Raw genomic sequence first — 9,537 nt, forward strand, 5'->3', positions numbered from 1 at the left:
TCCGCGGCCTCGAGAAACTGATCGTCGAACCCTGACGCCGCTTTCCCGCCCCGCACAGCTCAGCCTGGGATTCTGCTCATGATCATTTTCCCCGGGCAACCCTGCGCATCGCGGGCGTGAAGGAGCCCGTTACGCAGCAATGGGAGGTGAGGCGCCCGGGGCGCAAAGTCGCCCTAAACCTCTATCGCCTCCGCCCGCATCCATATCCCGTCCCGCTCCGCCCCGCGCCGCTCAACCAAGAGCCGCGCGACCTGACGGTCGTCCTCGAACACGTTCCCCACCAGCGAATCCAGCAGCGCCTTCGCCAGGTTGTCGAGGTCCATCCACGGCGCCTCGCCCAGATGCTCCATCACGATGTGTACGGAATAATCCCCATACCCAGGGCGCAGGCGCGGGAAATCCTTGCGGAAAAACTCCCGCAGCAGCGTCTTGTAATACTTCGTCTGCGTTGTCAGCCCGGTGCACGCCACCTCCAGCGCGCCATCCCCGGTGATGCGCGCGCGCACCTTTCCGCTCTGGATCCAGCCCGCGCTCAATTCACAACCCGCTGACGCAGCCGCGCTTCTACCGCCATGCGCGCGTCCTTCAGCCCGATCCCGCTCGCCTTTCGCAGCAGCCGGATCGCGCCGATGGTTTGCCCCGCCTCGATCTCGGCGTCCACACCGGCCCATTGCGCTGCGGTCATGCCCGCGAGGCAAGCGTGCACCGCCTCAGGCGTCATAGGCGCCGAACCCCGGCCGGCGCCCCGCGCCATGAAGCCCAGCACAAAAGACACTACCAGCACCGCGAGAACTTCCGGCTCCGAAATCTTGGCAATCAGGCTATCCAGGGGGTGATCTCCGGCGGGGCAGGGTCAAGGGGGCAAGTGTTGCGGTCTGTCCGCGCCATGCTAAACCGCCCGCCAATCCTGACCAGCCCTGATTTGAATGGAACCCGCCATGGCCAAGCCCCCCGCCACCCGCACCGAAACCGACACTTTCGGGCCCATTGAAGTAGAATCCGACAAGTACTGGGGCGCGCAGGCTCAGAGGTCGCTGGGCAATTTCAAGATCGGCTGGGAAAGGCAGCCGCAGCCGATCATCCGGGGCCTCGGCATCGTCAAGAAGGCCGCCGCTGAAGTGAACATGTCGCTGGAGAAGATGGACCGGCTGGTAGGCCGCGCCATCGTCCAGGCGGCCGATGAGGTGATCGAGGGCAAGCTGGACGCGCATTTTCCGCTGGTCGTCTGGCAGACCGGGTCGGGCACCCAGTCGAACATGAATGCCAACGAAGTGATCTCCAACCGCGCCATCGAGATCCTTGGCGGCAAGGTCGGCTCCAAGGCGCCGATCCACCCGAACGACCATGTCAACATGAGCCAGTCGTCCAACGACACGTTCCCGACCGCCATGCATATCGCCTGCGCCGAGCAGGTCGTCCACCGGCTCGTCCCGGCGCTGCAACAGCTACAAAACGCGCTGAACGACAAGGCGCAGGCCTGGGCGCACATCATCAAAATCGGCCGCACGCATACCCAGGACGCAACCCCGGTTACCCTGGGCCAGGAATTCTCCGGCTATGCCAAGCAGATCGAGAACGGCATCAAGCGGATCGAGATGACCCTGCCGATGCTGATGGAACTGGCGCAGGGCGGCACAGCCGTCGGCACCGGCCTCGCCTCGCCGGAAGGCTTTGCCGAAATGGTGGCAGACAAGATCAGCCAGATCACTGGCCTGAAATTCACCTCCGCCCCGAACAAGTTCGAAGCCCTCGCCGCACATGACGCGATGGTCTTCACCCACGGCGCCATCACGACGGTGGCGATGAGCTGCTTCAAGATTGCCAACGACATCCGTTTCCTCGGCTCGGGTCCACGTTCCGGACTTGGCGAACTCGCCCTGCCGGAGAACGAGCCCGGGTCCTCGATCATGCCAGGCAAGGTGAACCCCACTCAGTGCGAAGCCTTGACCCAGGTCTGCGCCCATATTCTCGGCAACAACGCCGCCATCGCCTTTGCCGGCAGCCAGGGCCATTTCGAACTCAACGTGTTCAACCCGATGATGTCCTATAACTTCCTCCAGTCCGTGCGCCTGCTCGCCGATGCGTCGGTCTCGTTCACCGAGAACTGCGTCGTCGGCATCGAGCCACGCCTCGACAATATCCAGCGCGGCCTTGAAAACTCGCTGATGCTGGTGACGCCGCTTAAGGAAAAGTACGGCTACGACCTCGCGGCGAAAGTCGCCAAGACCGCGCACAAGAACGGCACGACACTGAAAGTCGAAGCCCTGAAACTCGGCATCTCCGAAGCCGACTTCGACGCCATCGTGCGCCCGGAGAAGATGATCGGTCCCGATCCCGTCTGATCAGGTCTCGCCCGGGTTCGTTGTCCAGACTTTGGACCCGGGCGGCTGAAAATTGCGTCCCATATGCATCTGTGAAAGCGCGTTGCTGCATGATCCATGCGTGCGTGCATGCATGACTGTCGATTTCATACCGGGCTCACAAAAAATGTCTTGCGAAGAGTTTTGTACTGGCCTCCGGGTTTCTTGCTGCGATGACGGGCTAAACAAATATCATCAGTGTAGGGAATATGACTTCAGCAAGATACCCTTTCATGATTTCTTATAAGATGAATTATTGACGTTCAACAGGTGTTGAAGAGCCTTTTGCCCAAAGGGAGATGGCCAGCATCCTCCGTGAAGAGACGAAAATGTCTGCGTGAGCTGGCACGCTATGAAACCGGAAAGCTGAGGGGGCAGGGGCCGGAAATCCGGTGAGGCAACGCAAGGCGAAACCAAAGGCATCTGCCAAACCGGACGCGGGAGCCGGCGGCCGCGCCAAGATGCGCCGCAAACCTGCCGCGCGGAGGGTTAAAGCTGAAATTCTTCCGCCGGCGGACAATCGCGTTCTGAATGCCGGTGACAGTATTCTCCTCGGGCGGCGCACGGAAGAAGTTCGTTCGCAGCTCGGTTTCGCAAGTGCCTGTGTGCCGGCGCTGGCGGCAGGGGCGCCGCTCTGGCTTCACGGGGAAGTCCACATGAACACCTTCGCGTCGACCGGCACCGGCAAGGGACGCGGCGGCCTGATCGTGAACCTTCTCTCCTGCGAAGGCCCGGCTACCTGCCCGACCCGGCCTTTGCCGGTCTGTTCGATCCGCGCCCCATGCCGGGCGGCAAGCCGCTCAGCGGCGGCGGCGGACCGTCCCCGGCGCTTTGAAAGGCGCCTGCCTTAAAACCGCGGCCGGGCGATCCCATGCCTGCCCCGCCCCAGCCTGAGGACCCACCGACATGACCGAACTGTTCGGAAGCACGCTGCGCGCCGCTCTCCTGATGCTCGTCGGCGCGGGCCCCGCCATCGCCGGCAGGGGCACTGATGACCGGAGCGCTGCCGGGCTCGACGTGACTGAAACGAAGGCCCTGGAAAAATTGCGAAAGCGCAGGGCCTTGCCTCGGTGCGAGAGGGCAAGGCCCGCCGGGGCGCCTGGAAGTTCGAGGGCGCTGATGCCGGCGGCGTCGTCATCGAGATCGGGATCGACGGGTTTACCGGCGCAATCGTCAGGGTCGAACGTTACACCATGCCGGCGCAGGGGAGCTGACGGCCATTGTGCGTATGGGTTATGCGCATTAAATATACGTGTAACTGGTACGCATAAGGAAGCCGCCATGGCCTCGAAGATCCGCGTCAACCTGACCCTTGATGCAGCGCTTGTGACGGAAGCGAAGGCGAGGGGATTGAACCTTTCGGCGGTATCGGAGCGCGCGATTGCGAACGAGACCCGGGACGCAAGGATGCGTCAGTGGGGCGAAGAGAACCGAGAGGCACTTCAGACAAAGGCGAGGCTGATCGCAGAAGATGGGCTCTGGTCGGACCGGTTGCGCCTGTTTTGACCTCGTGGACAGTCTGGCCGTTTTCCGTTTGAAGCGCGCGCCGGAACGCCTGGTGCTGGTGCTCAGCGGTCCTCAGATCGCGGAAACAGGGTGCGTCGTGGCAGCGCCATTGATGGACCCGGATACCTTTCCGCAAGCGATCGGACTCAACCCGGTTCTCCGGCTTGGACTGTTGCCGCTGGTGCTCGCCACCGAGCAGATGGCGGCCATTCCTCTGAAGGAACTGGGGCCGCAGGTAGGCACCTGCATCGGACACGAACACGCCGTCGCCAATGCCATAAACCGGCTTTTCTTCGGCATCTGACAGTCTTGCTGACGCTGGCGCGGCGGGTGGATAAGATGCACGCAGAGAATCATCTCCCGGCCAGAAAGACCCATTCCATGTCCAAGCCCCCTGTCGGCTCCAAATCCAATCCGTCGCAGTTCGATGTGCTGAACAAGCTGGCCGATGACGAGCCCTATTTCGTCATCCGTGCGCATGACCCGATGTCCTCGGCGCTGGTCGAGCTGCATGCCTATATCGGCGCCGGGCAGGCGGGCGCCGCGCATAACAAGCTGGCCGAGATCATGGCGCTGACCTCGCAGAAGCCGCCGCGCCCGGCGTCCAGTCCTAAATACCGGGAAACCTTCGCGATCTCACTGGCGATGGAACAGTGGCGCGACGCCAACAAGGACTGAGCCGCCATGGCGCCCGCGCCTGTCATCCTCGAGAATGCGCATGTGCGCCTGCGCCCGTTCGAGCCCGCCGCGGACGGGGCGGCGCTGTACGCGCTCGCCGAACGCGCGCCGGAGATCTTCCGGCTCTGGTCCCACCGGGGCCCGGGCGACTGGGTTGGCGAATGGATTGAGGTTATCCGTAAGCGGACGATTGACGGGTCGATGATCGCTTTCGCCGTGACCAGGCCCGCAGACGGCGCCTTCCTCGGCATCACCAGCTGGCTCGACCCGAGCGAGGTTAACAAGAGCGTCGAGATCGGCATGACCTGCTACGCGCCAGACGCGCAGGGCACGGCGGTCAATCCCTCATGCAAGCGCCTGCTGATGGCGCATCTGTTCGAGGACTGGGGCGCAAGGCGCGTGCAGTACCAGGTGGACAACCGCAATACACGGTCCAAGACGGCGGTGCTGAAGCTTGGCGCAGCGCACGAAGGCGTGCTGCGCAATCACCGGACACTGCCCGACGGGTTCGTGCGCGATACGGCCTTCTTCTCGATCCTCGACCGCGAATGGCTAGAGGTGAAGGCGCGGCTGGATGCGCGGATCGCGGCGACGTGACAACCCCGATCAATCTCAACAAGGCCCGCAAGGCGAAGGAGAAAGCCGGGGCCGAGCAGCGCGCGAAGGAGAACCGCGCGAAGTTCGGACGAACGAAAGCGGAGAAGAAACTCGAGGCCGCGAAGGCCGAAATGCAGGCGAAGCTGACCGAAAGCCATCGCCGCGAAATGTCTGATCCAAAAGACGGTTAAAAAAGCGTTGACAAGACGGCCCCCGCTTTGCACTTCGTCACTGGCGGTGTGCCAGTGTGGGAGTGCGGGTCTTGGCGAAAAATATCCTCCAGAAGACCGTGTTCAGCGCTGTGGCCTTCGCCGCCGGAATCGTCTGGGGCATCGCGGCTGAAGCCAGCGCTGCCGGCCTGCCGCTGATCGGCGTTTTCCAGGGCTGAACGTCGGGCGGGGTGAAGTCCCGCCGTCTTATTCCGGCGTTTGCGATGGCGGGATTTAAACCCGCCCTCCGTGTCAACTTCCGCCGGTATCTTTCGCGCGGTCGATCAGGCTGTTGTCGTAGCGGCCCCGGTTGACACGCTCGAGGGCATCGAAGATCGGTTTGGCGTCCTTTTCCTTCAGCAGCGGGATGGCGCGCGCGAGTTCGGCGGCGCGGGCATATTGCGAATGCGCCTCGGGCAGGTTGCCGCGCGCTTCGGCGCAAGCGCCCTGGTTGTGCAGGATGCCCGGCGCGTTGGGATAGGCGGCGGCAAGCTCGTCCCACTGGGCGCAGGCGCCGAGAAAGTTGCCCTGCCGGGTCGCCTTAACGGCGGCGGCGAAGCGCCCATCTCCTTTCTCCTCGCCGGTCAGCGGCTTGGTAACGATCTCGGCCCGGAAATTCGCGATATAGGGCGCGATGTCGAAGCGGAAGAGACGCACGGCTTCCGGAACGGCGTCGCGGATCATGCCATAGGGCGCGTCATAGGGATTGTAGGTCTCGTGGATCGTGGAACCGGCGGTGCCGGTCGGTTGATCCGTATCCGGATATTCGCCGACATCATAGCAGTCTTCCCGCTCGGTCGTGGCGCCCTTGGCGGAAGTGAAGACCGGCCGGTTCGAAGCGATGTCGACCAGCGTGGCGGTGACCTCCACATCGACGATCTCCTTCAGGCACTCGCTCTCGACCACCGCGCGGCGCTCGCAGTCGAAGGGGGCGTCATACTCGACGCAGCGCCGCTCAGTTTCCCGGCGCACTTCGCCCCGGTAACTCATGACGGCGACGCCGCCTGTATAGCGGCCCTGCGGACGGTCTGGATCCATCACGATAAACCAGGGCCGTCCTTCCAGTTCGGCGGAGCGGATCAGCGCGTCGAATCCGGCCTCGGCCACATCCCCGGCAGGCCCGTCAAAGCGTCCGGTGACGACATCGGTATAGTCCAGCGCGGCGGGATAGTTCGGCGCTGCGCGACCCGAATAGTCATAGCCTGGCGTCTGGCAGGCGGCCACCAGGCCGGCCAGACCCAGGACGAGCAATCGCTTCATCTTTACCCCCGCTAACGCATCAGGTTACAGGTGGCGCCGCCCGTGCGCGGCGTCAATGGTTGACGAAGCGGGCCCCGCGTCCCAACTCTCGCGCAGCTTCAAGAGGACAAATCCATGGCGCGCACCCTGTTCACCCCCTTCAAACTCGGCAAACTCGAACTCAGGAACCGGGTCGTCATGGCGCCGATGACGCGCTCGCGCTCGCCGGGCGGTGTGCCGGGCGAGGATGTGGCAGATTACTATGCCCGCCGCGCCGCCGCCGATGTCGGCCTGCTGGTCACCGAGGGCACGACCGTGCGCCGGGGAGGTTCGTCGAATGATCCGAATGTGCCGAACTTCTACAAGGCCGATGCCCTGAAGGGTTGGGGCCGCGTGGTCGAGAAGGTGCATGCGAACGGCGGCGCCATCGCCCCGCAGATCTGGCACCAGGGCATGGTTCGCAAGCAGGGCACGGGGCCGGAGCCGGACGCGCCGACAGACAGCCCCTCGGGCGTCACCCATACCGGCAAGCAGGTGCTGCCGGAGCCGACCACGGCGGACGTGGACGACATGGTGCTGGCCTATGCTGACGCCGCCGCCGACGCCAGGCGCCTCGGCTTCGACACGCTGGAGATTCACGGCGCGCATGGTTACCTGATTGACCAGTTCTTCTGGGACGCAATGAACAAGCGCTCCGACCGCTATGGCGGCAGCCTCGCCGACCGCGCCAGCTTCGGCGGCGACATCATCCGCGAGATCCGCAAGAAAGTCGGCGCCGATTTCCCGATCATCCTGCGCTATTCGCAGTGGAAGCAGCAGGATTATACCGCGCGCCTTGCGCCGACGCCGCAGGAGCTGGAGGCTTTCCTGAAAGTGTTCGTCGATGCGGGCGTCGACTGCCTGCACGTTTCGCAGCGCCGCTATTGGGAGCCGGAATTCCCTGAGATCGACGGCGAGCATGGCCTGAACGGTGCCGGCTGGGCGAAGAAACTGACTGGCCTGCCGACCATCACGGTCGGCTCGGTGGGCCTCAACGGCGATTTCGAAAAGTCTTTTGCCGGGGAAGGCGCCCCGCGGCGTTCGCTGGACGATCTGGAAGCCCGCCTCGACAAGGGCGAGTTTGACCTCGTCGCCGTCGGCCGCGCCGTCCTCCAGGACCCGGAATGGGCAAAGAAGGTCAAGGAAGGCCGCTTCGCCGATCTCGCCGATTATGACGGCAAGGCGCTTGCAACTCTGTACTAGCTGAGGCCAATTTTCATCCGGCAGGGCCCGGTCTGCGTATCAGGGCTACAAGTTTGATTGCAGACCGGACCCCGCCCATGAAACGTGCCGCCCTCGTTGCTCCCGCTTTCCTTGCCGCTGCGACGGTGGCGGGGTGCGCCTCCAGCAGTTCGCTTGAGCAGTTCGAGGCGGCGCCGCGCCAGCTGGTTCTGGAGGAATATTTCGAGGGTCAGACGACCGCCTATGGACTGTTCGAGGACCGGTTCGGCAAGGTGCGCCGCCAGTTCAAAGTGGACATTACGGGGGAGGTGGCGGGCAACCGCCTGACCTTGACCGAGAAGTTTATCTATGACGACGGCGAGCGCGACACGCGGGTCTGGGAAATCGACATCCTCGGCGATGGCAAGTATCGCGGCACGGCGGGCGATGTGCCGGTGCCCGCGGTGGGTCAGGTAAGCGGCAATGCGTTCAACTGGAAATACAAGGTCGACCTGAAGGTCGGCAAGAGCGTCTGGAATGTCGGGTTCAATGACTGGATGTTCCTGATGGAGGACGACCTGCTGATCAACCGGGCTTATGTCACCCGCTACGGCATAGAGATCGGCCAGGTCACGATCGCGTTCCGGAAAGGCTGACGACCAGCAGCACGGCCGAAAAGGCGGCGGCTGGGATCAGGTTGGCCAGGGCGCGCCTGGAGCAGAGGGCGCGTTGTTCGCCTTCGCTCGTGGCGGAAGTATCATCCGTGCCCGGCCAATCCGGGCGCGAGGTAACCACTGGCGTCAGAAAACCACCTTCGCCGCGCGCCGTGGGCTGGCCCCGGAGCGCACATCGCCGGCGCGGGCGAGGGCCTGAACGGCTTCGCCGGCGAGGGTGCCCCGCAGTTTGGTGCGCCGGACCAGGCGGTCCTCGACGAGGAGGATCAGGCGGCCATCCTCCAGGCGGACGCCATAGACCTTGTTGAGTGTGACCCATGCCCGCGCTGGTGATCGCTTCCTCGCGCCATTCAAGCTGGCAGATGTCGTCATGGAGCACAGAGGTATCAAAGGCGGGCGCGCGGCCCAACAGGAGGCGCCCGGTGGGCAGGCGCAGCCAGGCCCCCCGCGCCCCAGTGAGAGGCGCCAGTGCAGCTTCATCCGGCACTCGCGCGCGGCGATGCTCGCAGGTTGCAGGAGGAAATCGACCGTCACCGCAAGCCCGGCGCGGCGAAGGTCTTGCCGTCCCTCAGCACCGCCGCTGCGGCGCGCGCCGCGCCGACCAGTACGGCCAGAACAGTCCGGTGGTGAACGCGGTGCCCAGCCGGTCCGCGAGGCCGAAGCGGAAAACAGGGGCGGTCTTTCCGGGATCAGTCATGGCAACGCTCGGGCTGCTACCGCTACAGGCGCAGGGCCCGGGCAGAACAGGTCAGGCCTTGTCGCAGGCCGCTTTAAGCCAGCCTTTCAGTTCGGCGCCGAGATCGACGAGCGACCCGGTCCCGACCTTGTGGGTGCACATCGCGCCTGGCTTTTCCGCAAGGAGGCGGGCGGTGGGCGCCCTACCCTTGAGGTTCAGGCCGAGGTCGATGCGCGTCTTCGGGGCGGGGGTTACGAGCGCGAAGTTCTTTGAACGGCGGAAGGCGGCGCTGGTTTTTTTTCGGTGAGATCTCGACCTCCTTGCCGAGCGTGCGGGCATGGGCTTCGAGCGCGTCATAGACGCGGCGCAGCGCTTCGCGGCCGGCGTACTGGCCGGCG

Annotated in this window: 17 protein-coding genes; 11 read left to right on the plus strand and 6 right to left on the minus strand. The window is 64.3% G+C overall.

Going from position 1 to position 9,537, the window contains the following annotated elements; translation table 11 throughout:
* Nucleotides 1-173: 173 nt before the first annotated feature.
* The gene (locus tag WEA77_RS14580; RefSeq protein ID WP_368068602.1) at nucleotides 174-536 is read right to left on the minus strand and encodes a RusA family crossover junction endodeoxyribonuclease; all 363 of its coding nucleotides are present in this window, start codon (nucleotides 534-536) and stop codon (nucleotides 174-176) included.
* Nucleotides 533-784, minus strand: coding sequence for a hypothetical protein (locus tag WEA77_RS14585; RefSeq protein ID WP_368068603.1), 252 nt, complete (start codon nucleotides 782-784; stop codon nucleotides 533-535). Before WEA77_RS14585 ends, WEA77_RS14580 begins: the two co-directional genes overlap by 4 nt.
* Before the next feature lie 154 nt (nucleotides 785-938).
* Between WEA77_RS14585 and fumC the strand changes: the two genes are divergently transcribed.
* From fumC to WEA77_RS14630, 9 genes are all read left to right on the plus strand, one after another.
* A complete protein-coding gene (fumC, locus tag WEA77_RS14590) occupies nucleotides 939-2,342 on the plus strand; it encodes a class II fumarate hydratase (protein WP_368068604.1) in 1,404 nt (467 codons plus the stop codon).
* Between the two features lie 674 nt (nucleotides 2,343-3,016).
* Complete coding sequence (locus WEA77_RS14595) at nucleotides 3,017-3,211, plus strand: hypothetical protein (RefSeq protein WP_368068605.1); 195 nt, start codon at nucleotides 3,017-3,019, stop codon at nucleotides 3,209-3,211.
* Between the two features lie 219 nt (nucleotides 3,212-3,430).
* Nucleotides 3,431-3,574 (plus strand): hypothetical protein, encoded by a 144-nt coding sequence (locus WEA77_RS14600; protein ID WP_368068606.1) that lies wholly within the window; start codon nucleotides 3,431-3,433, stop codon nucleotides 3,572-3,574.
* 67 nt (nucleotides 3,575-3,641) lie between these two features.
* Nucleotides 3,642-3,866, plus strand: coding sequence for a type II toxin-antitoxin system CcdA family antitoxin (locus WEA77_RS14605; protein ID WP_368068607.1), 225 nt, complete (start codon nucleotides 3,642-3,644; stop codon nucleotides 3,864-3,866).
* Between the two features lie 4 nt (nucleotides 3,867-3,870).
* Complete coding sequence (locus WEA77_RS14610) at nucleotides 3,871-4,170, plus strand: CcdB family protein (RefSeq protein ID WP_368068608.1); 300 nt, start codon at nucleotides 3,871-3,873, stop codon at nucleotides 4,168-4,170.
* 77 nt (nucleotides 4,171-4,247) lie between these two features.
* On the plus strand, nucleotides 4,248-4,544 hold the full coding sequence (locus WEA77_RS14615) for an aspartate decarboxylase (RefSeq protein ID WP_368068609.1): 297 nt from the start codon (nucleotides 4,248-4,250) through the stop codon (nucleotides 4,542-4,544).
* A gap of 6 nt (nucleotides 4,545-4,550) precedes the next feature.
* Nucleotides 4,551-5,141: a GNAT family N-acetyltransferase gene (locus WEA77_RS14620; protein WP_368068610.1), complete on the plus strand. Its 591-nt coding sequence runs from the start codon at nucleotides 4,551-4,553 to the stop codon at nucleotides 5,139-5,141.
* Nucleotides 5,138-5,332: a DUF4169 family protein gene (locus WEA77_RS14625; protein ID WP_368068611.1), complete on the plus strand. Its 195-nt coding sequence runs from the start codon at nucleotides 5,138-5,140 to the stop codon at nucleotides 5,330-5,332. Before WEA77_RS14620 ends, WEA77_RS14625 begins: the two co-directional genes overlap by 4 nt.
* Nucleotides 5,333-5,403: 71 nt before the next feature.
* Complete coding sequence (locus WEA77_RS14630) at nucleotides 5,404-5,529, plus strand: hypothetical protein (protein WP_368068612.1); 126 nt, start codon at nucleotides 5,404-5,406, stop codon at nucleotides 5,527-5,529.
* 73 nt (nucleotides 5,530-5,602) lie between these two features.
* Here WEA77_RS14630 and WEA77_RS14635 read toward each other — a convergent pair whose 3' ends face one another.
* Entirely contained in the window at nucleotides 5,603-6,610 is a 1,008-nt protein-coding gene (locus WEA77_RS14635) for a tetratricopeptide repeat protein (RefSeq protein WP_368068613.1), read from the minus strand.
* Between the two features lie 114 nt (nucleotides 6,611-6,724).
* Here WEA77_RS14635 and WEA77_RS14640 point away from each other — a divergent pair, with 114 nt between their 5' ends.
* Together WEA77_RS14640 and WEA77_RS14645 are read left to right on the plus strand one after the other, a co-directional pair.
* Nucleotides 6,725-7,831 (plus strand): NADH:flavin oxidoreductase, encoded by a 1,107-nt coding sequence (locus tag WEA77_RS14640; RefSeq protein WP_368068614.1) that lies wholly within the window; start codon nucleotides 6,725-6,727, stop codon nucleotides 7,829-7,831.
* 77 nt (nucleotides 7,832-7,908) lie between these two features.
* Nucleotides 7,909-8,445: a DUF3833 domain-containing protein gene (locus tag WEA77_RS14645; protein ID WP_368068615.1), complete on the plus strand. Its 537-nt coding sequence runs from the start codon at nucleotides 7,909-7,911 to the stop codon at nucleotides 8,443-8,445.
* A gap of 144 nt (nucleotides 8,446-8,589) precedes the next feature.
* On the opposite strand, the gene WEA77_RS14650 is transcribed toward WEA77_RS14645, so the two are convergent.
* The 3 genes from WEA77_RS14650 to WEA77_RS14660 all read right to left on the minus strand — a co-directional run.
* A complete protein-coding gene (locus WEA77_RS14650; RefSeq protein ID WP_368068616.1) occupies nucleotides 8,590-8,835 on the minus strand; it encodes a hypothetical protein in 246 nt (81 codons plus the stop codon).
* A gap of 196 nt (nucleotides 8,836-9,031) precedes the next feature.
* Nucleotides 9,032-9,160 carry a hypothetical protein gene (locus tag WEA77_RS14655; protein WP_368068617.1) on the minus strand — a complete coding sequence of 43 codons (129 nt, stop codon included), beginning with the start codon at nucleotides 9,158-9,160 and terminating at the stop codon, nucleotides 9,032-9,034.
* Between the two features lie 51 nt (nucleotides 9,161-9,211).
* On the minus strand, nucleotides 9,212-9,537 hold a 326-nt coding region (locus WEA77_RS14660; RefSeq protein WP_368068618.1), incomplete at its 5' end, for a DUF5655 domain-containing protein.

This window comes from Hyphomonas sp., from assembly GCF_040882205.1.
Lineage (GTDB): Bacteria > Pseudomonadota > Alphaproteobacteria > Caulobacterales > Hyphomonadaceae > Hyphomonas.

Coding starts and splice junctions, on each gene's coding strand:
- WEA77_RS14595 (WP_368068605.1), top strand. CDS start 3,017: ATGAACACCTTCGCGTCGACCGGCACCGGCAAGGGACGCGGCGGCCTG.
- WEA77_RS14605 (WP_368068607.1), top strand. CDS start 3,642: ATGGCCTCGAAGATCCGCGTCAACCTGACCCTTGATGCAGCGCTTGTG.
- WEA77_RS14655 (WP_368068617.1), bottom strand. CDS start 9,160: ATGACTGATCCCGGAAAGACCGCCCCTGTTTTCCGCTTCGGCCTCGCG.
- WEA77_RS14640 (WP_368068614.1), top strand. CDS start 6,725: ATGGCGCGCACCCTGTTCACCCCCTTCAAACTCGGCAAACTCGAACTC.
- WEA77_RS14650 (WP_368068616.1), bottom strand. CDS start 8,835: ATGACGACATCTGCCAGCTTGAATGGCGCGAGGAAGCGATCACCAGCG.
- WEA77_RS14620 (WP_368068610.1), top strand. CDS start 4,551: ATGGCGCCCGCGCCTGTCATCCTCGAGAATGCGCATGTGCGCCTGCGC.
- fumC (WP_368068604.1), top strand. CDS start 939: ATGGCCAAGCCCCCCGCCACCCGCACCGAAACCGACACTTTCGGGCCC.
- WEA77_RS14645 (WP_368068615.1), top strand. CDS start 7,909: ATGAAACGTGCCGCCCTCGTTGCTCCCGCTTTCCTTGCCGCTGCGACG.
- WEA77_RS14615 (WP_368068609.1), top strand. CDS start 4,248: ATGTCCAAGCCCCCTGTCGGCTCCAAATCCAATCCGTCGCAGTTCGAT.
- WEA77_RS14635 (WP_368068613.1), bottom strand. CDS start 6,610: ATGAAGCGATTGCTCGTCCTGGGTCTGGCCGGCCTGGTGGCCGCCTGC.